General features: G+C 48.3%; 18 protein-coding genes. 9 read left to right on the top strand and 9 right to left on the bottom strand.

Annotated elements, in window-relative coordinates:
* Positions 1-73 precede the first annotated feature (73 nt).
* Complete coding sequence (locus tag ACW9SV_RS05985; RefSeq protein WP_479555829.1) at positions 74-1,552, top strand: glycoside hydrolase family 30 protein; 1,479 nt, start codon at positions 74-76, stop codon at positions 1,550-1,552.
* Positions 1,553-1,664: 112 nt separating this feature from the next.
* Here the strand turns inward: ACW9SV_RS05985 and ACW9SV_RS05980 are convergent, their stop codons facing one another.
* Positions 1,665-2,993: a S41 family peptidase gene (locus ACW9SV_RS05980; protein WP_479555828.1), complete on the bottom strand. Its 1,329-nt coding sequence runs from the start codon at positions 2,991-2,993 to the stop codon at positions 1,665-1,667.
* Positions 2,994-3,152: 159 nt separating this feature from the next.
* Here ACW9SV_RS05980 and ACW9SV_RS05975 point away from each other — a divergent pair, with 159 nt between their 5' ends.
* A complete protein-coding gene (locus ACW9SV_RS05975) occupies positions 3,153-3,875 on the top strand; it encodes a winged helix-turn-helix domain-containing protein (RefSeq protein ID WP_479555827.1) in 723 nt (240 codons plus the stop codon).
* A 71-nt stretch (positions 3,876-3,946) separates the two neighbouring features.
* Here the strand turns inward: ACW9SV_RS05975 and ACW9SV_RS05970 are convergent, their stop codons facing one another.
* On the bottom strand, positions 3,947-4,861 hold the full coding sequence (locus tag ACW9SV_RS05970; protein WP_479555826.1) for a pirin family protein: 915 nt from the start codon (positions 4,859-4,861) through the stop codon (positions 3,947-3,949).
* Between the two features lie 22 nt (positions 4,862-4,883).
* Entirely contained in the window at positions 4,884-5,471 is a 588-nt protein-coding gene (locus tag ACW9SV_RS05965) for a carboxymuconolactone decarboxylase family protein (RefSeq protein ID WP_479555825.1), read from the bottom strand.
* A gap of 230 nt (positions 5,472-5,701) precedes the next feature.
* Between ACW9SV_RS05965 and ACW9SV_RS05960 the strand changes: the two genes are divergently transcribed.
* Complete coding sequence (locus tag ACW9SV_RS05960; RefSeq protein WP_479555824.1) at positions 5,702-6,760, top strand: LLM class flavin-dependent oxidoreductase; 1,059 nt, start codon at positions 5,702-5,704, stop codon at positions 6,758-6,760.
* A gap of 45 nt (positions 6,761-6,805) precedes the next feature.
* Here the strand turns inward: ACW9SV_RS05960 and ACW9SV_RS05955 are convergent, their stop codons facing one another.
* The 5 genes from ACW9SV_RS05955 to ACW9SV_RS05935 all read right to left on the bottom strand — a co-directional run bounded on the left by ACW9SV_RS05955 (position 6,806) and on the right by ACW9SV_RS05935 (position 11,194).
* Positions 6,806-8,041, bottom strand: a complete 1,236-nt coding sequence (locus tag ACW9SV_RS05955) for a serine hydrolase domain-containing protein (RefSeq protein ID WP_479555823.1) — start codon at positions 8,039-8,041, stop codon at positions 6,806-6,808.
* 95 nt (positions 8,042-8,136) lie between these two features.
* Positions 8,137-9,687: a glucuronyl esterase domain-containing protein gene (locus tag ACW9SV_RS05950; protein ID WP_479555822.1), complete on the bottom strand. Its 1,551-nt coding sequence runs from the start codon at positions 9,685-9,687 to the stop codon at positions 8,137-8,139.
* Positions 9,688-9,931: 244 nt separating this feature from the next.
* Complete coding sequence (locus tag ACW9SV_RS05945) at positions 9,932-10,315, bottom strand: DoxX family protein (RefSeq protein ID WP_479555821.1); 384 nt, start codon at positions 10,313-10,315, stop codon at positions 9,932-9,934.
* A 43-nt stretch (positions 10,316-10,358) separates the two neighbouring features.
* The gene (locus ACW9SV_RS05940; RefSeq protein ID WP_479555820.1) at positions 10,359-10,871 is read right to left on the bottom strand and encodes an SRPBCC family protein; all 513 of its coding nucleotides are present in this window, start codon (positions 10,869-10,871) and stop codon (positions 10,359-10,361) included.
* A complete protein-coding gene (locus tag ACW9SV_RS05935; protein ID WP_210462939.1) occupies positions 10,868-11,194 on the bottom strand; it encodes an ArsR/SmtB family transcription factor in 327 nt (108 codons plus the stop codon). Before ACW9SV_RS05935 ends, ACW9SV_RS05940 begins: the two co-directional genes overlap by 4 nt.
* Positions 11,195-12,007: 813 nt before the next feature.
* Between ACW9SV_RS05935 and ACW9SV_RS05930 the strand changes: the two genes are divergently transcribed.
* From ACW9SV_RS05930 to ACW9SV_RS05905, 6 genes are all read left to right on the top strand, one after another.
* The gene (locus tag ACW9SV_RS05930; RefSeq protein WP_479555819.1) at positions 12,008-14,047 is read left to right on the top strand and encodes a hypothetical protein; all 2,040 of its coding nucleotides are present in this window, start codon (positions 12,008-12,010) and stop codon (positions 14,045-14,047) included.
* A gap of 220 nt (positions 14,048-14,267) precedes the next feature.
* Positions 14,268-15,020, top strand: coding sequence for an FkbM family methyltransferase (locus tag ACW9SV_RS05925; RefSeq protein WP_479555818.1), 753 nt, complete (start codon positions 14,268-14,270; stop codon positions 15,018-15,020).
* Positions 15,020-15,319, top strand: coding sequence for a DUF4834 family protein (locus ACW9SV_RS05920; RefSeq protein ID WP_479555817.1), 300 nt, complete (start codon positions 15,020-15,022; stop codon positions 15,317-15,319). Before ACW9SV_RS05925 ends, ACW9SV_RS05920 begins: the two co-directional genes overlap by 1 nt.
* A 59-nt stretch (positions 15,320-15,378) precedes the next feature.
* The gene (locus tag ACW9SV_RS05915; RefSeq protein WP_479555816.1) at positions 15,379-17,796 is read left to right on the top strand and encodes a YfhO family protein; all 2,418 of its coding nucleotides are present in this window, start codon (positions 15,379-15,381) and stop codon (positions 17,794-17,796) included.
* Between the two features lie 87 nt (positions 17,797-17,883).
* On the top strand, positions 17,884-18,804 hold the full coding sequence (locus ACW9SV_RS05910) for a 1-aminocyclopropane-1-carboxylate deaminase/D-cysteine desulfhydrase (protein WP_479555815.1): 921 nt from the start codon (positions 17,884-17,886) through the stop codon (positions 18,802-18,804).
* Between the two features lie 113 nt (positions 18,805-18,917).
* Positions 18,918-19,556 (top strand): DUF4230 domain-containing protein, encoded by a 639-nt coding sequence (locus tag ACW9SV_RS05905; RefSeq protein WP_479555814.1) that lies wholly within the window; start codon positions 18,918-18,920, stop codon positions 19,554-19,556.
* 25 nt (positions 19,557-19,581) lie between these two features.
* Here the strand turns inward: ACW9SV_RS05905 and ACW9SV_RS05900 are convergent, their stop codons facing one another.
* Positions 19,582-20,064, bottom strand: a complete 483-nt coding sequence (locus ACW9SV_RS05900) for a regulatory protein RecX (protein ID WP_479555813.1) — start codon at positions 20,062-20,064, stop codon at positions 19,582-19,584.
* Positions 20,065-20,091: the final 27 nt, after the last annotated feature.

Genomic DNA, 20,091 nt, shown 5'->3' with positions numbered 1-20,091 from the left:
AACAGCTTTACCTTAGCAGTACAACCGCTTCTATTCACTCATTCTCTCAATCATTCAATCACTCATTCCAAAAATGAAGAAAATACAATCCTTAGCATCCCTTACCCTGCTGGCCGCGGGTGTAGCGTTTTCCTGCTCGCAGGTGAAAACAAGCCAAAGCAAAATCAGCAATAACAACTTTCAGGTAGACAACCGCTCGGTAACGGTGTACACCACCGCCAAAGACACTGATCTGCGTTTGTCGCAGAACGGAACGCTGCGGTTCCAGGATTTTGGGCAGCCGCTGGAGACGCAGGTGTGCGTGTTTGTGGACCCGAACAAAACTTTCCAGACGATGGTGGGTATTGGCGGCGCCATTACGGATGCCACGGCCGAGACCTTCGCCAAAATGCCGAAGGACAAGCAGCAGGAGATCATGAAAGCCTACTATGACCCAACCAACGGCATTGGGTACACCTTGGGCAGAACCACCATTCACAGCTCAGACTTTTCTAGTGGCTCGTACACCTACGTGGAGGACAACGACAAAGAGCTGAAGACCTTCAGCGTGAAGCACGATGAGCAGTACCGCATTCCGTTCATCAAGCAGGCTATTCAGGCTGCGGGCGGAAAACTGACGATGTACGTGAGCCCGTGGAGCCCTCCGGCCTGGATGAAAGACACCAAAACCATGCTGCGCGGCGGGAAACTGTTGCCCGAGTATCGTCAGAACTGGGCGAACTACTACATCAAGTTCATCAACTCGTATGAGCAGGCGGGCATTCCTATCTGGGGCTTGAGTGTGCAAAACGAGCCAATGGCGAAACAAACCTGGGAGTCCTGCATTTTCACCGGTGAGGAAGAGCGCGATTTCATCAAGGAGTATTTAGGACCTACGTTGCACAAAAGCGGCATGAAAGACAAAAAGCTGATTGCCTGGGACCACAACCGCGACCTGATCTACCAACGCGCCAGCACCGTCTTGAACGACCCGGAGGCTGCTAAATACGTGTGGGGCATTGGCTACCACTGGTATGAGACCTGGACCGGCTCTGACATGCTGTTTGACAACCTGCGCAAAGTAAAAGAAACCTTCCCAGAGACCAACCTCATCTTCACCGAGGGCTGCATTGAGAAATTCGATTTCAACCGCATCAACGACTGGTCTTTGGGCGAGCGTTACGGTTACTCCATGGTGAACGACTTCAACGCCGGAACTGTGGCCTGGACCGACTGGAACATGGTGCTGGACGAGAAAGGCGGCCCTAACCACGTGGGCAATTTCTGCTTCGCGCCTATCCACGCCGATACCCGCAACGGCAAAGTGTACTACACCAACAGCTACTACTACCTGGGCCATTTCTCCAAGTTCGTGAAGCCGGGCGCCAAGCGCATCATCAGCTCGTCTAACCGCGATGCCCTGCAAACCACCGCTTTCCTGAACCCAGACGGAAAGGTAGCCGTGATCGTGCTCAACACCACCGACAAACCGCTGGACTACAAACTTTGGATCAACGGCAAAGCCGCCGATGCCAAGAGTCTGCCGCACTCCATCGCTACGCTGGTGCTGTAATCAATTTTCTTAAGATCTTTTTTAGAACAGACGCAGGTGCAAACTTGCGTCTGTTTTGTTTTAGGGTTGTTTTGTAGAAAACAGTCGCAGAACAGAGGAAGTCAAAAGACCTTTATTTGGTCTTTTGAATGGTATCTACCCAGCCATCGTTCCAGCGCAATTGAATGGAAGAAAATTGGCCCGTGCTGTCTTTTACAAATTCAACCTGCGCTTGTTGGTCAATCTGAAATAAGGTATTGGTTACAGGAGTTAATTTATCTGCTTTACCTTGCTGGTGCGTATTGGTACAGATGAGTTGCCCATCTTTTACGGTAAAGACAAATTCTTCAAACTGCCCGGCATACGGTTGCAGTTCAGTAGCAGGTACCACAAGGGCAGCAGTTTTGGCTTTTATGTGATGTAAGAGCCAAGTGATCTTACGCTTCTCTACCTCATCCTGGGTTCTTGTGAGTCTCTGGTTCAAGAAGTGTTCCTGCGCTGTAGGTAAGGCCAGGGTTTCAGGCACCGGAAGCGTAGGCAGCACCCCAACTCCTTCCCAATCGGTTTTGGTGACGGCGTTTTCACCGCGCGTATAGGGAATAAAACCCACAAAGCCGTTGCCCAGCGCAAAGCTTCTGGTAAGGTGGGCCCCGCCTCTGGTAGTGTCGCCCACTACCACGGCGTTTTTCAGATGCTGCAAGGTGTAAGCTAGGCTTTCAGCCGCAGAATAGGTGCGGGAACTGGTTAACAGGTAAATCGGCATGGATAGTACCAGCCCGTTGGTGATGACAGGTTTGTTTTCAACCCAACTCTCGGTCCAGGAATCAGTAAGCCGGCTATAGCTTCGGCCAGTGAGGGTGCGTTGAGAGAAGAAATAACTGGTTATTTCCTGCCCCATGACACCTGTGCCGCCAAAGTTATTGCGTAAATCCAGAATCAGGGCATCCGTGTGCGCCACAAACTGGAAAGCGGCCCGCATGGTATTCCTAGCCGAAGCACTTGTGTCAGAGAAGCCGTTGAACACCACATATCCAATATTGCCAGGCAATATCTCAGATTTCTGAAAGAAGAAATTCTGCTGTTGCTCCTTCATAAAATCGTTTTTATCTGGCGTTGAAGTTTGGGTAAAGCTCAGGATTCTTTTCTCTAGATCGGGATCAAACCGAATAGAGAGGTGTGGGTCTGGGTGAACTGAGCGCAAATCTTTGGTTAAGGTATTGGCAAGTTCAGCAGCTTGAGCAACGGATTTGTAAACTCCTTTTTTTGCCCTGGTTTGCAGATGCGCCTGCATGCGTTTGGCCTGTTCTGGAAAAACGTAGTAGGCGCTCAAGGCCCGACATACGCTGTCTACTACTTGTTTTTTGGAAGGCTGGTCTAGCAGAACTGGCGCGTGTTGGGCTGATGTGTTGAACCCCATAAGGAAAGAAACGAGGACTAGACTAAGCAGTATCTTGTGGTTCATAGCAGGTGTAGATCAAGGGTGAAATGCTGAAGCTAACCTACTGCTTAGTGCTGGGTTCATGCATGAAGAAAAGCTTTAGGTATTCTTCAGGTTTTATATGTGGCGGGATGCTGGCTAGGTACTTATCTTTAAGGAGCAATCAGCTTTTACAGACACCACATGAAGCAGCTATTCACTATCAATGGGAGATTTAAAATAAATCCTGCCCTCAATCTGGTACAGGATACAGCGCTGGAGAAAGAAACCAGACTTGAACCACGGCTCATGCAGTTGCTGTGTATTCTGTCTGACCAGGTAGGAGAACTGGTGTTTAGAGAGAAGCTGGTAAAGGAAATCTGGAATGACTACGGCAGTGCCGATGATGGTTTAACCCAATCTGTTTCGGTGCTAAGAAAGGTGCTGCTGGATGGTGAGAAAAAGATGATTGAGACCATTCCTAAAAAAGGATACGTCTTGCACGCGAGTATTACCCAACCTGCAGAAGAACCTGTAGTGCGGCCAGTTGAAAAGAGGGAGAACAAAGCTTGGGTCTGGTCTTTGGCGGGATGCTTGGTACTTTTATTGACAGGTTTTCTGCTTTTCGCAGACCAGGGGAAGTTCTCTAAGAATCAAATGAACGCTGTGCAACCCAAAGAAGAATTGAGCGTGCCTTTCCAAGAGGTGAGCAAAGAAGATGAGGAGAATTACCTGAACACCGTGACGACCATTGGCCCAGACAGTACCCAGTTCAAATTGGTAGTGATAGGAGACAGAAGGCCCAAGTTTTACATAAACGGTAGGCTACTCACGCCCAATGAAATGGAAGATCATCTGCCTTTTATTAGCCAGTTAAATGAGCAACTACAGCAAAGAAAAGTTGCCCATAAAGTAGGAGAAGAGTAGAAGGAATTGGCCGGTATAAAGGTTATCCGTTTTCAGCCATTTTATAGAAAAGAGACAAAGAAGGAGTCACCCTAAGAAAGTGCCTGCGGTGAAGGACTTCCAGCAGGTCTGGATTTGTCTTCGGGAAGCGGAACAAACTCCTGGTTATCCGTGGGCGGTAATAAGATGCGGCCCTCTTTCCAGTCAGCTTTGGCTTGTTCAATGCGTTCTTTCCGGCTAGACACAAAGTTCCACCAGATAAACCGTTCGCCCAGCGGCTCGCCGCCCAATAGCATGAGCGTGGTGGGTTCTTTGGCCAGCAGGATTGGATCTACTCCCTTCGTGAATACCAGCATCTGACCCGCGGTGTAGGTGCGCCCCGAAACCTCTAGGCTGCCTTTGGCAATGTACAGGCCCCGCTCTGAATGCTCTTTGGGCAAACCGAAACAGGCTCCTTGGTCCAGCACCACGTGCAGGTAGAAGAGAGGCGAGTGCGTTTTCACGCCGTTTCTCAGGCCATACGCATCACCGGCAATCAGGCGCATCCAGACACCGGCATCGGTATAGATGGGGAGCTGCTCTGGTTTGTAATTGTCAAAGGCCGGGGCGGCTTCTTCGTCTTTCTCGGGCAGGGCTACCCAGGTCTGAATCATCTCCAAATCTCCGCCTGCCAGTGCCGCCGGGTCTTCAAACCGTTCTGAGTGGGCAATACCGCTGCCGGCCGTCATCCAATTCACCTCGCCGGGCCTGATGATTTGCTCCACCCCCAGACTATCGCGGTGCATAACTGAGCCCCCAAACAAATAACTGACCGTAGATAACCCGATGTGCGGATGCGGCAACACATCAAGGTTGGTCACCAAGGGCGGTTGCACGTCTACGGGGCCGGCGTGGTCCATGAAAATGAAAGGGCCCACCATCCGGCGCATACGAAAAGGTAGGATCCTGCGCACATCCATTCCGGGGGCCAGGGAGGCTTTGCGGGCTTCTATGACAATATCTAGCATATTCTATCTATAGGTAAGGGGGCTACTTTTTGCTTTTCCTATTCATCACCCAGACAATAGCCTTGCGTAAAAATAAAGGCGGGTACTTATACCCCTTCTTTGCCAGCCGTATTCCCATCTGGGGGTACTCGTGCGGAGCGGCCACGTTCGTGCCCAAGCCATCTACATAACGGTTGTACATGCAGAACGCGGCGGCAATGAGCACGGTATCATGGATTTCTTCGTCTGAGGCACCTTTGGCTTTGGCCCGGTCTATGTCTTCTTGTTGCACCGCTTTGCCGCTTTGCTGCACCTTTCCGGCAATGGTCAGCAGGGCCTTCATCTTCTCAGAGATGGGAGCGTTATCTTTGTTCTCCACCGCACAGCTCACGGTTTCGCCAGAGTCCTTAAAATGCACGTTTGCCGCCGCTGAGTGGGATTGATGGCAGTACTCACAATTGTTCAGCTTAGACACGTACGCCGCAATGAGTTCCCGCTCCGCCGAGGTAAGGGTAGAGGGGCCGTGCAGCAGGGTGTGGGCCAAGTTGGACAAGGCTTTGCCTGTTGGGCCTTTGTAAAAAAGCAGTTCCACAATGCCGGGTTGGTTCACCCCAGTGGTGATGTAGGTCATACCTGTTTGCCGTTAGTTGAATGAATCTTCTTATTTCCGCGTCGGGGTAATCTCTGTGGGGGCAGGTGCGTTAAATCACATTTCCTGTTTTGGAAGTGTTTTGATGAAGATAGCGTTAAAACAGGAAGTTGCCAAGAGCGCCTCTGCAAACCCAAGGGGCACCAGGAAGATGAATCCCGTTCAACTCCTTTGGGCTTTTGTCGTTTTAGACAGATGTTTAACATGAGATTATGGAAATAGGCATCACCACCTTCGTAGAGAACACCCCAGACCCAGCCACCGGAAAACTGTTAGCGCCGCATGAGCGGATGCGCAACCTGATGGAAGAAATTGAGCTCGCCGATCAGGTAGGGCTGGATGTCTTTTCCATTGGCGAACACCACCGCCCAGATTTCATAGTCTCCTCACCAGCAGTCGTGTTGGCCGCTGCTGCGGTGAAAACGAAGAAGATCAAGCTGTCCAGCGCGGTGACGGTGTTAAGCTCAGATGACCCCGTGCGGGTGTTCCAGGATTTCGCGCACGTGGATCTGCTTTCAGAAGGGCGCGCTGAGATTATTGCAGGTCGAGGATCGTTTATTGAGTCTTTTCCGCTTTTCGGCTATGATCTGCAAGACTACAACACCCTTTTTTCTGAGAAGCTGGATTTGCTTATTCAACTGAATAAAAGCGAGAAGGTCACCTGGTCTGGGAAGCACCGGCCCGCCATTGATGATCTGGGCGTGTCCCCCAGGCCGTACCAGAAGGAACTGCCTATTTGGGTGGCGGTAGGTGGCACGCCGGCATCTGTCATACGGGCGGCCCAACATGGTTTGCCCATGGCGCTCGCTATTATTGGGGGCATGCCCGAGCGGTTTGTACCCTTCACTGACCTGTACAAGAAAACCTACCTGCAGGCTGGCTACAACATAGACAAACTGCAACTCGCCATTAACTCGCACGGCTACATTGCAGATGATTCGCAGAAAGCCGCTAATGAATTCTATGGGCCGTACGCCTACCTGATGGGTAAAATAGGGCAGGAGCGGGGTTGGTCTGGGATGAATCGCGAGCAGTACGACTTCATGCGCGGGCCCGAAGGCTCCTTGCTGGTGGGCAGTCCGCAGCAGGTAATAGACAAGATCTTGTGGGAGCATGAACTATTCGGCAATACCCGTTTCCTGCTGCACATCAGCGTAGGCACGATGCCGCATGCGCAGGTGATGCACGCCATAGAGTTATTGGGAACCGTAGTAGCCCCAGCGGTGAAGAAAGCAGTAGGAGAGAAGGGAAATACCTTAAATCCCTTGTAGAAGTCAGGTAACGCCTTGTTTCTCAAATCCAATTACACAAATAAGTTACCGCCGGGTGCGGGTTGCAATCTTCTGCCCATTTTGTTGAGCAAGGCTGTCTGGGTGAATTGGGTACAAGAATTTCCGGAGTTCCTGCAGGTAGCTGAAGCTGCCATTGGGCAGGTTGCTGAGGATAATGAGGGCGCTGTGTTCTTTGGGGTTGCGGAGGAAGTAGGTAGAGAAGCCGTGCCAAAGGCCCCCATGGTACACGGCGGTGTCCCCGTTTTCCAGCGGGCGGATGCGCCAGCCAAAGCCATAGTCCTCGGTTTGGTTTTTCTTTTTATGGAGAATACCGCCGGTAAACGCTTCTTCCAGGGTCTCGTGCTTCACCAATTTCTGGGTGTACAGCGCTTGGTCCCATTTGTAGAGGTCTTCCACGGTAGAGTAAATGCCCTTATCGCCCAGCACAGTGTCCAGGTAATCAGAGGTTCTCTTCTGCCGGAAACGGGTATGCCCGGTGGCAATCTTGCCGGTGAGCGTGGCCACGTCTGGGCTGTAGGTGAAGGTGTGCTTCATCTCCAGCGGCTCAAAGATTTTCTCCCGCAGGAACGTAGCAAAAGGCTTTTCTGACACCTTTTCCACAATAGAGGCCAAAAGGCTGTACCCGGTGTTGCTGTAATCAAAATGAGTATTGGGCGGGTAGTAGGGGCGGGGCTGATGCGTCACCATCAGGTTGATGACATCTTCGTTCGTGAGGTTCTTGTTGCGGTCTGGCCACAGTTTGTCACTAAAGTACGTGTAATTAGACAAACCGCTCTGGTGCGTGAGCAACTGCCGGATGGTGATGCCATGATACGGGAAATCAGGGAGGTATTGCTGCACGCTATCTTCATAACTGAGCTCGCCTTCTTCTTTCAGCATCATGATGGCCATGGCCGTAAACTGCTTAGACACCGAGGCCAACTGAAAAGCCGTTTCCACGGTAAGCGAATCTTTCTTAAAGAAATCGGCTAGGCCGAAGGCGTTTTTGTAGATGACCTTGTCATATTTGGTCACCAGCACCGTGCCGTTAAAACCGCGCCGCTTATGGAAGTGCTTGAACACTGAGTCTAGCTTCACGGTCAGTTTCTGGATGCTGTCTGCCGTGAAAGAGGCCGGAATGGCCACTGTTTGCTTTTCTTCCTCATCGCCTCCCCATAGTTTGGTCTCTTTCCCCGATTTCTGACAACCAAGGAGGAGTAAACAGCAAACAGAGGCTGTAAGACATCTGCCCAATAGAAATTTTGCTTTGAGAAAGGCCATACCTGAAATTACCAACACAAAAAACCAGTTCTAAAGATAAGACAAAGACGGAAACTTTTCATAGCGATGAGCGGGGCTGTCGCTCAGAATCTTTGTCAACGTTTGGAAGAAGCGGCGCTGTTTTGCTTTAGCATGGTATTAGCCCATGGAATGAAGAATTTAAAGTTAGGAGCATCGGTGTGGCCGCCGTCATGCTGGCGCCAGGCCAATTCCCCGTCTAGCAGGCTCACGTTCACCCCTGGCATTTTGGCCGTTTTATAGTCATGCTCTACGCCCAGGTCGCGGGCGCCTAACAGCTTGAAGGCCGGTCCGGCCGCCACGGTAGCCATGTAACTGCCCTGCTGGTCCAGCCATTTAGCGTCGCCCTGCTCAGGAATGCCGTAGCTGATGAACGTGGGCCGGGGAGCGCACAGGGCGATGAGTTGGTGCGCGTCTACCGGCAAGTCGTTGGCGGTTTTAGAACCGAAAGTAGCCTCAGAGGCACCGTATTTCAGGAAATTGCCTGCCATCCAGTGGTACTCGTAGCTGCTGGTGAGACTTTCCACGGCTTCGCCGAAGTTGCGCCGGTGCAGCTTGGCCCCGCCCTCACCGGAGGAGCCAATCAGGCCTACGGCAAAACGCTGGTCGAACGCCTGCGCCACCAACGCCGCCTTCCCAAATCGTGACACGCCTTCAATGCCCACCCGTTTGGCGTCTACCATGGGGTCGGTCTCCAGGTAATCCAGGCCGCGGGAGGCACCCCAGGCCCAAGCGCGCAGAGCACCCCAGTCCTCGGGCTTACGTGGCTGCCCTTTGTTTACCAGCCCAATGATGCCTTTTGTCAGTCCTGCGCCGTTATCGGCTTGGATGCTGCCGGGTTCAATCAGGACGTAGCCCCAACCGGCAGCCAGCAACTGGTGCGTGGGAGGCGGATCTCCGGCCGTGGGCGGTCCGAAGGAAGGAGGTCCTTGTGGCGCAATGGGCGTATAGGCCGGGTACTGCTCAAAGACGGCTTTCAACGAAGGATCTGCCTCTACCAGCAGTTTCTTCATGGCGGCGTTAATTTTCTCCAGGCTTTCTTTGGGCGGCTGCGCCGGGGCAGGCAAGGCGCTACGCCCGAACATCATCAAGACCGGCACCGGACCTTTGGCGTTAGCGGGCGTGACCACCGTCATGTTGATGTTCACCTCCAGTAAGGGGTACTGGGAGTTATCTACCTGGCCTACCAGTTGCTTGGCGTTCACCGGGATCCAGCCCACCATCTCCCGTTCCGAGATCAGGGTTTTCCAGGTTATTTTAGGCACGTTTTTAGGAATTCGGCCGAAAATCTCCCGCTCAAAGTCTTCCACTATTTCGGGCCGCCGCTGGTTCCACCATTGGGCTGGGGTAGTTACCTTTTTGCCGTTTTTGAGGGTGAGTAGTTCCGGCAGGTTGGGGTAAGGATTGGCTTTCGCTTCATCGTAGTTGGCCGCATTCGGGGATTTCTCGTCTCCGCTGGGCCCTGGCCGAAGCGCCTTAATGCCCAGCTGCCTCATCATGAGCTGGTGGTCCTGCTCGGCGGTGAAGTTCACCGGAGCGGGATAGTTAGCGGCAGTTCCCGTAGTAGCCTGCTGCGCCGAGGCAGAAGAAACCGTGAAGGCAAATAGGAGGTAGAAGAGTTTTTTCATGAGGGCTCTTTGTTGCCTCAAGATACTTATAAAATCTAAACCAGGATGGTAGATATTCTCTTCTACCATCCTGGCTATTTCTGTCTGACAAGTTATAAAGGACTCTTGATTATCAGAGAAGTAGGTAATCGATTTCTAATCGTTTTGTGAAAAGACAATCCATTCTGAATTCCTGAAATGATGCCTTCTTCCGAAATGGCATTAGTTAAAGGCGTTATCAGGTTCTTGTGTTCTTGGAGGTTGTTTATGCCTGGTTGATCAAGGGAAGGTATCTTTTTCTGTTCTCAAAAAGGATCCAGAGCAGAATCAGCCAGATTACGATGGCAATGGGTAGTCCGCTGGTGTCCACCAATAGATGCGTGAGCAGAATGCCTACCATGACCGGGAAGATTATCAATGCCCCTAATGCTCTTGTTCTGGGAAAGATGATAAGTATTCCTCCCAAAACTTCAGCTAAGCCAATCAAGGGCATGAGCCAGGAAACTTCCATCAAGGCAACAGAATCCTTCATGATTGCTTCTGGCAAATCATTTGGGACCGGCATGTAATGGAAGAATTTGTTTAAGCCTCCGTTGATGAGTAATAACCCCAAGAGGATGCAAAATCCGGTTAAGATCTTCTGCTTCATACGTGTTTTGTTTTAGGTGTTTGGTGAATTGGTCTCTCTGTTGTTATGCTTTTTGTGGCAGAACGGACCGGAAATACTTGTCCAGGTTTTCTAAGCCGGCGGTAAACCCTTCTTTGAAGCCCATTTGAACAATGGTTTCTAGATCTTCCAGTTTCTCAAAAGAAAGTTGGATGGTTACGAGCGTGTTCTCTTCCTGGGCTTTAAATGTATTCTCCCACTTTATCTGCGGTTGGGATTTGTTTATCACCGCATATTCGTCACAGAAAGCATCTGAGCCAGAGAAAGAGAGTTGGGGTTTTATCACGTCAAAGTCAAACAGGCACCAATGTTTGTCTCCCTCAGGGCTTAACATGTAGTAATGCCAGCGGCCTCCTTCTGTAAAGTCCATGCTTTTGGTGACAGATCTGTAAGGTTTGGGGGCCCACCATTGGTCCAGGATGGCGGCTTCTGTCCAGGCGGCCCACACCAAGTCAAGGGGTGCCTCAAATGATCTTTCTACGTTGATCTGGTTGTTTTCCTTGTCTACCAGAAAGTTGAATAAAATAGCCTTGTTCATTTCTTATCTGATTTAAGTTGTTTTAATACATCGTCTAACTGATCAAACCGCTTAGCCAGTAACTGTTTGAACTGCTCTAGCCATTTCTCAATTTCGTTCATTTTGCTGGCATTCAGGTGATAGTGAATCTCTCTGCCTTTCTGCTCCTGTTTTAAAATCTCACACTCCGTCAAAACCTGGATGTGCTTAGAGATGGCCTGTCTGCTACTGTTGAAGTGCTCGGCAATGGCGTTAGGGGTCATGGCACTAACGGCCAGCAGCAGAATAATGGCTCTCCGGGTAGGGTCAGCTATGGCTTGAAATACATCTCGTCTTGTCTCCATCTATTCTTAATTTGCTACCATATGGTTGCGAATATACGTGCAACTATTTGGTTGCGCAAGTTTTTTTGTTGTATTTAGTTATAGAAGATGAGATGCTTTGCCTTCAAGCATTATAAAAGCAGAGATAAGCGTTTCATATAGACAAAGCGCCCCAAAGTGAATGCTCTGTAGCAATCTTACTCCAAAGATTATGACTAGACGCTTTCTCGTCCCCACTGGGTTCCGGTTGAAGACGCTTTAATACTTATCTGCTTTACCGTGAGTTGATAATCCTGTTCGGGAGTGATGTTAATGGACGCCGGATAGTTGGCGGCGGTAGCACCGGTGGAAGCCTGCTGCGTGGAAGCAGCGGAAATGGTGAGGGCAAGTAGAAGGTAGAGGAAGTTTTCATGCAGGCCAATTAATATCTAACACTTATTTTTTATAAAGCGTTATTGAATGGATTAAATCAGTAGCTTTCTTTTTTCATTTGGCAAATTGTGCTAATGTTTAAAAGCAAATTAAACTTAATCCTTGTCTGTTTAAAATTGCTTGCCATTAACATCGGTGAAGCTTACTTTAATTCAATAATATATTATTTCTTTAACTTTCCTGATTCACTATCAATTTAATAAGTTGAGTAGAAACTAGGTAAATTTTAATTATAAAATGAAGAGTATGTATCATGAAAGCTCTTGTGCCAAGAAAACTAGGAACTTAAATACCATACAAAATATTTTGATAGGTTATAAAATATTACTATTTTGGTTCAGGTTATAAATAAATTGTCAAGATAGGCTGGGGTTATTAAAACTGTGTTATAAAATAGGGAATATGAAAAATCTCATTTATCCACTAATTCTAATTGTCCTGATAGTAATTTGTACTTCTACTATTTGGTACGATAATTATTCTGCTAATAAGCAAAATTCTTTAAGTGAAATTAATAAACAATGGTATAATTCTAATTTGCAGTCAATAAAATCTCAGCAAATTGAAAAAATGTGGTCGCAAATATCAACTAAGCTTACAGGTATTCAGACCACTATTGTATCAACTAACCCTAGTTTTGCTGATACAGTAAACATTGTCGCTGAAAATTTCAAATTCAATAAAGTGAAAGATTGGACACCTTGGCGTATTGCTCCCAATTTCGAACCGCCAGTAAATTATGAATATGGCCAATTTATTAATAATAATCCAAATCAAATTAGAAGAGATCTTTTAAATACTAAAAAACTTTTTAATGAGTTTATTGGATTTATTAGAAGTAGAATAAATCTTGAAAAAGACGCGAAATTTGATGAGTATTCTTATAAAGTTTTCGGAAATCTATTTGAATTGGAAGATGTAAGTGAAATTTTTCCAAACCTGAAAGCTGCAAGAATATTTATGGCTAGCAGTGATAGCAGCATGGTTATTTTTCCTTGTCATAGGCAAAGCTTCCCTAGTCTTATTCCTCAGGATAGACCTTGGTGGAAAGCGGCTTATGGTACAACAATAGAAGAGTCTTTCCCGTCTGAATATACAAATAATACATCTGGTTTAAATAATACTTCCGGTTTGACAGGTATTTATACAGATATAAATGTCGAGACAAAAGTTGTAAATCTTGTTAGGACGTTCTGGTTTAAATTTTCAGTAAATCAAAAAGATTATATCATATGTATAGATTTTTTAATTGATAGTGTGCATGATAAAAGTTATTTAAATATAAAGAATATTGTTCTTGGTACTATTACTATATTGTCGGCTATATTCCTTGTAATATTTTTTGTAAGAAATGCCTATAAACCTAGAGTTGTCAATGCAAGTAGATTGTATAAATTAAAAAGAGTGGATAGGAAAGTTGTTGGTTGGCCTGGACATGACAATGTAACAATTAGTCATTCAATTAAGACTACATTACAATCTCAAAATGTAAGAGCAGAAGGTGTTGCATGGGCTATAAGCACAAAGGTAATCCCTATTGGCCAAATTGAAGCTTCTGGCAATAATCAATTCCAATCTACAAAAACAAAGGAGTATGGAACCCAAATTGATTTTAGGAAAGTTTTTGATTTAAGTATTAGAAAAGATCAAAACTTAAAAGCAGTTGAAGTTTGGGAAGTGAATAAGGCTTCTGACAATTCACAAGTAGGCTTGGTTGAAGTTCTTTGGCTTAATGGGAAAGATGATTTACAACATACTGTACTTTTTTGGAATTCCTCTGCTAGTAATCCTTACATAAATAATATATTGAAAAACCATATTCTTAAAAGTGAAGAAGGTACTTTGGTTATTGATCTAGATCAAAAAAATGAAAGCCAAGATGAAATTAAGGATTTCTTGAATAAGGTGCCAAAAATTAAAGATTTTTATCACAAGTTTGTTTCTTATGATAATAGAAAATTTGTTTTTGAAAATAATTTGGAGATTATTGAAAAACTATATGGGAGTAGTAATGTAAATGCTTTATGTAGTTTAGAGTTTTTAAAAAATCTTCATAAAAAAAATAAACTCCAAGATGCCTTAGGTATAAGTGTAGAAAAAAGGTATATTATAATTGATAATAGGAATAGAGAATTTAATGCATTTTATAACAACTTATCTAATGAAGATAAGAACTTCCTAGTCCAAGCAGATTTTGAAATTATATTGATAAATGATGATAATGGTTTGGCATATAATAATAGAGATTTTTGTATTATTCAATTTGGTAATGATGAAAAAAATAAATGTATTTTGTATACAGATATAAATAACGGTAATGCAGAAAAAGGATGGATAAGTTGGAGGCTAGTAGATATAGAATTCTATTCAACAATATTCACTAGTATCAATAATGGAAACAACTATAAAAAGACTAGAATGAAGGAAATTGTTGAAGGCTAAGTTTAAGTACTTTATAAATATTATTTGTTTATAATTTATTTTGTATATTAATTCTTTCAAAAGTTTTAAAGATTTATTGCAATTTGAATTAGGTGTATTTGAATTGTAAGTATAGTTAGGTGTATATTTTATTTAAATATTTTTGAGATTTATTGGTTGTGTAAACACCTCTAAAACGCACCCCTTTGTTTTCTCCCCCCAGATTGCAGAACTTTACCGCGTGAAACTTCTCCGCAAATTATTGGTCAAGGCGCTCGGGTTTGAGGGCTATCTCAGGCTGGTCAGCCGGATGTACATCATCATGGTGGGCTCGGGCCGGGGCCGTGAAAAGTACCCAGAGTTGTTCTTCCTGCGCAAAATCATCCGTCCGGGAGCTACCTGTATTGACATCGGTGCGAACCTGGGCTACTACTCCACCTTTCTGTCTCGGTTGGCGGGACCTAACGGCAAAGTGTTGGCCGTGGAGCCGGTACCGCTTTTCGGGCGGATCTGGCGAGACAACGTGCGGGCCAGTGGCGTGGACAACCTCACGCTGTTGCCCTTTGCATTAGGTGGCGAAAACACCACCATTGAGATGGGCACGCCGGTAAGAGACGGGTTGGTGCACCACGGCATGACCAAAATTGCCAGCTCAGCCAAAGAGGAATATGCCCAGACTTACCAGGTAGAAATGCGCGTACCAGATGAGCTGTTTGCAGATCTGGACCGCCTGGACTTTATCAAATGCGACGTAGAAGGCTATGAACACCAAGTGTTTGCCCACCTGCAGGAAACTATAAAGAAGTATAGGCCGTTGATTCAGACAGAGTTGAACGGGACAGAAAACCGCCGCGCCGTGGTGGAAACTTTAACCCGTTTAAACTACGGCGTGTACACGCTAACCGATAAACAGACGTTATCTGCCTGTAGCCCGCAGGAGATAAACCAATACCAGGGCGGCGATTTTTATTTTAAACCAAACCCCAACGCCTAGTGAAATTTTTCTTGATCATGCTGGCGGTGATGTTGTTGTTGCGGTACCTGATGCCGTACATCATCCGCTTCTTACTCAAAACGTTTGTCCAGAAACAAATGCGCAAGGCCCAGGAGTACGCAGCTTTCCAGGGCCAGCCGCACGCGCAGCAATCGTACAACCAGCAATACCAGCAGCAGAACAGAAGCCAGACTTCTTCCGGTGGCGGCAAGGTGAAGGTCGCCTACGTGCCCGATGACAAGCGACCGCGAAAAGACTTCCCCGGTGGCGAGTACGTAGATTATGAAGAAGTGAAATAAACTGAGTATCTTTCAAGCCCGATGCCTCCGCGTCGGGTTTTTTATTGCAATTAAACCTCATGGCCTCTTCTAAAATCGATTTCAACCGCCACGTGTTGCCGCACCTGCTGGTGCTTCTGTTTTTTGTGCTGCTGGTAGTAGCCTATTTCTCGCCCATTTTCTTTGACGGCAAAACCCTGATGCAGCACGATGTGGTGCAGTTCCAGGGCGGTGCCAAAGAGATTGCCGACTTTAGAGAGAAAACCGGCGATGAAGCCCTCTGGACCAACTCCATGTTCGGCGGAATGCCCGCTTACTTGATCAGCGTGCAGTTCTCCGGCGATTTGTTCCAGTACGTGCATTCGCTTTTCACCGCCGGTTTGCCGTTGGTAGCGTCTAACATTTTCATCACGCTGGTGTGTGCCTACATCATGTTTGTGGTGTTTGGCCTGCGGCCGATGCTGGCAGCGGTAGGAGCTATCGCCTACACCTTTGTGTCGTACAACTTCGCCATTCTGGAAGCCGGGCACAACACTAAATCACTGGCTATTGCCTATTTGCCGCTGGTATTGGCGGGTTTGTGGTACGCGTACCGTAAAAACCTGTGGTTGGGTGCGGCGTTGTTTGCCTTCGGGTTGACCATGCACATCCGGATGAACCATTTACAAATCACCTATTACCTGCTCTTCATCGTGCTTATTTTCGGGTTGGTAGAGTTGGTGACCTGGGCCAAAGAAGGTCGCGTAGCCGATTTCTTTAAACGGACCCTTATTCTGGCCCTAGGAGCGGCCTTGGCTGCTGGGGTAAGCTTTGGACGTATCTACACCACTGCCGAGTATGGCAAGTATTCCATTAGGGGTGCTTCTGAGTTAACCCAAGGCAAAGACGCCGCCGAGGTTGGAACTGGTCTGGACCGCGAATATGCCTTCCAGTGGAGCTATGGCGTGGGCGAAACCATGACCCTGTTGGTACCCAACTTCTACGGTGGGGCTTCGCAAGGGCCACTGGAAAAAGACTCTGAAACCTATAAGCAATTAGCCCAGGGCGGTGTGCCTGAGGCCCAATTGCAAAACGCCACCATGCCGTTTTACTGGGGTGATCAGTCGTTTGTGGGCGGGCCCGTGTACATGGGCGCCATTGTCTGCTTCCTGTTTGTGTTGGGCCTGCTGGTAGCCCCGCGCCGCCTCTGGATCTGGCTGTTGAGCGCCACCATCCTGTCGTTCATATTAAGCTGGGGGAAGAACTTCGAGGCCTTCAACTACTTCATGTTTGACTACTTCCCGGGCTATAACAAGTTTAGGGCGGTAAGTATGGCGCTGGTGATTGCCCAGGTAACCATGACATTACTGGCCGCTTTGGCCTTGGGCCGCGTGCTGCAGAATGAACCGGTAGAAAACCTCCAGAAGAAACTGATGATTGCGCTGGCGGCTACCGGGGGCGTTTGCCTGCTGCTGGTGCTCTTGAGCGGCACCTTTGACTACGTAGGTCCGGTAGACGAGCAATTAGCCCAGTACCAATACCCGCTGGAAGCCATCCGCGCCGATAGAGCTTCTATGCTCCGTGGCGATGCCTTGCGTTCATTGATCTTCATTGTGCTTGCTGCCGGTACGTTGTATCTGTACACCAAACGCAAAGTAACTTCTTTCATGGCCACTGCCGTGATTGGCTTGCTTATTCTGGTAGACCTCTGGACCGTGGACAAACGGTACCTCAATAACGACGATTTCCAGAAAGACTACAGCAAGACCTACTTCCAGCCAACCCCCGCTGACTTAGCCATCCTGCAAGACAAAGACCTAAGCTACCGGGTGTTCAATGTGCCAAATGCCTTCAACGATGCTCGTACGTCTTACTTCCACAAGTCTATTGGCGGGTACCACGGTGCCAAACTGCGCCGTTATCAGGATGTGATTGAGCAGCACATTGCCCAAGGAAACGTGCAGGTTTTGAACATGCTCAACGCCAAGTACGCCATCACCGGGCAGGAGCAACAGCCAGTACAGATCATCCCGGGGTATCTGGGTAATGCCTGGTACGTGGATGAAGTGCGCGCTGTGAACTCCCCAGACGAGGAACTGGCTGCCCTTAAAGGCATTGACGCCAAGCACGAGGCTATTGTGGACGTATCCAAGTTCCCCAACGTGAAGCCGCAGACCTACACCATCACAGGTTCTATCATTAAACTGATTGAGTACCAGCCTAACTACCTCAAGTACACGGCGGTGGTGGCCCAGCCTAGCGTGGTTGTCTTCTCCGAGATTTACTACAAAGACGGCTGGCAAGCGTACCTGGATGGCAAACCGGTAGACCATTTCCGGGCTAACTACATCCTGCGCGCCATGAACCTGCCAGCCGGTAACCACGTGGTAGAATTCAAGTTTGAACCGCAGGAATACAGCCTGGGCAACACCGTGGCGCTGGTTTCCTCACTTTTATTGTTTGCTGGCTTGATTGGTGCCGTGGTGTACGGTGTTAGAAGAAGGCCAACAGACGTGTAATTTATTTCTGGTAGCAGCGCCCGTTTCAGGTTTGTTTTGCAAGAACAGGCCAGAAACGGGCGCTGCTTCTTTTAAGAGTTTTCGTGTATGTCCGTTCTCCTGCAACCATTATCAGACCCGCTGCTCACCCAGAAAGGAGTAAGCCTGTCGGTGCTGCGCGAGGATTTGTTGTACCCCAACATTCCGGGGAACAAGTGGCGCAAACTCAAATACAACCTGCAAGCGGCTCGGGAACAAGGCTGCGAAATCCTGGTCACCTTTGGCGGAGCTTTCTCCAATCACATTGCCGCCGTGGCCGCTGCCGGGAAGGAGTTTGGGTTTAAAACCATAGGTTACATCAGGGGTGAGGAGACATTGCCCCTCAACTCCACCCTTGGGTACGCCACCGCCTGTGGCATGGAACTCAGATATCTCTCCCGCTCTGATTACCGCCTCCGGAATGATAGCCATTTTCAGGCTGAAATCTTGAAAACAGCCCCAAAACCGTACCTGCTCCCCGAAGGAGGCACCAACCTGCTGGCCGTGAAAGGCTGCACCGAGATTGTGACTGAATTGACCGAGCCATGGAATTTCCTCTGTGTTGCGTCTGGTACCGGCGGTACCCTGGCCGGGATTGTTGCAGGTGCGGCGGGCAGAGGAAAGATCATCGGATTTCCTGCCCTGAAAGGCGGCGACTTTCTGCAAGCGGAAGTAACGGACTTGGTACAGGCGTACAACGGGGAGACGTACCAAAATTGGGAGCTACAGACAAACTACCACTTCGGCGGGTACGCCAAACACACTCCTGAATTGCTTACGTTTATAGAGCAATTTTATCAAACCTACGGTATTCTGCTGGACCCCGTCTACACCGGAAAGATGCTGTATGGCGTGTTTGATTTGATTCGGCAAGACTACTTTCCAGCGGGAGCCAAGCTGATAGCGGTACATACCGGCGGGCAACAAGGGTGGATGGGTTATAAACAACGGTACGAGTTGCAGTGGCCAACGGCAGGAATTATCAAGTAGCTGTTAACATTAGAATTCCCTTTATAACCTACTTTCCTGAAACCTGCCAGAAACGACCTAAGTAACTTTCGGTGCGGTTTTCGCATATAGGAAGATACATCTACTTTACTTCAATGCGACTCCTCTTTGTTCTCCGTAAGCTGATTCCGTGGCTCCTGATTCTTGTGGTTGCCGGCCTTGCCTGGCGATTTCTGCTGACCCCCGTTAAGAATTTCCTGAACCCTAAGGAAGAGGCTACGGTGGAGGTGACACACAGTACCATCTTGACCAAAATTGAAGAAATGGGCAAACTGGAGCTGGTCCGGTTCAATTTTAAAGATGTGGTGGAGTACAAGAAAGAGGTTTCCCGGTTTCTGCCAGATTCAAAAGTGGCCTTGATTGTAGGCGGGGAGGCGGTAGGCTGCATTGATTTGCGGAAACTGCAGGAAAGTGACTTGCAGTTCATGGGTGACTCGGTGCTACACGTGAGTTTGCCCGCTCCTGAGATCTGCTATTACCGCATAGACCACACGCAATCTAAGGTTTTCGGGAAGGAGAATACGTACTTTCAGGATGCTGAATTGGTGGATGAAGGCTACAAATACGCCGAGGAGAATGTAAAGCAGGCGGCACTCAACAGCGGGATCCTGCAGCAAACCTCGGTGAACGCGGAGAAGATTTTAAAGCCGATGCTGGAGAACATGACCGGTCGCAGGGTGTACCTCATGCCTCGCCAAACCATCACAGAGCCGCCTGTGCCCAAGAAGCGGTAACTGAGAGCATCAGCTTATTTTTAAGCTATAAACCCAGCTCCCGGTACGCATCCTGGATCAGGTCTAGCTCATAACCTTTGCTTTGCAGAAAGTACTGGATTTTCTGGCGGCGGGCCAACGGGTTGCGCTCGCCTTCGGTCTTGTTTTTCTTCTCCAGTAAGTGCAATAGGTTTTCCCAGTAAACATCGGGGTCTATCTCTAAAAACCCCTTCCGGATGCAGTAGTCAGAAAGACCTTTGGCTTTGAGGCCCATCTGAATCTTGCGACGACCCCAGCGTTTGAGGCCGTATTTACCCCGTACAAAGGCCTGAGCGTAGCGTTCCTCATCTAGCAGTTTTTCCTGAGTTAACAGAATCACCAGCTCATCTGCTTCGTCTAGGTCCAGGCCGTAGTCCAGCAACTTGGCGCGCACCTCGTTTTGGGTGCGTTCCTGGTAGGCGCAGTAGGAAGCAATCTTGGGCAGGGCTTCTTTCTTAGTGTAGACTTTCTTTTTCTTGGGCTGGAACACAGGGCAATTGGTTAGATGACGTACCGC

Source organism: Rufibacter sp. JT20002, from assembly GCF_056491185.1.
The sequence above is the reverse complement of the archived record's forward strand: the minus strand, read 5'-3'. Positions and strand labels throughout refer to the sequence as shown.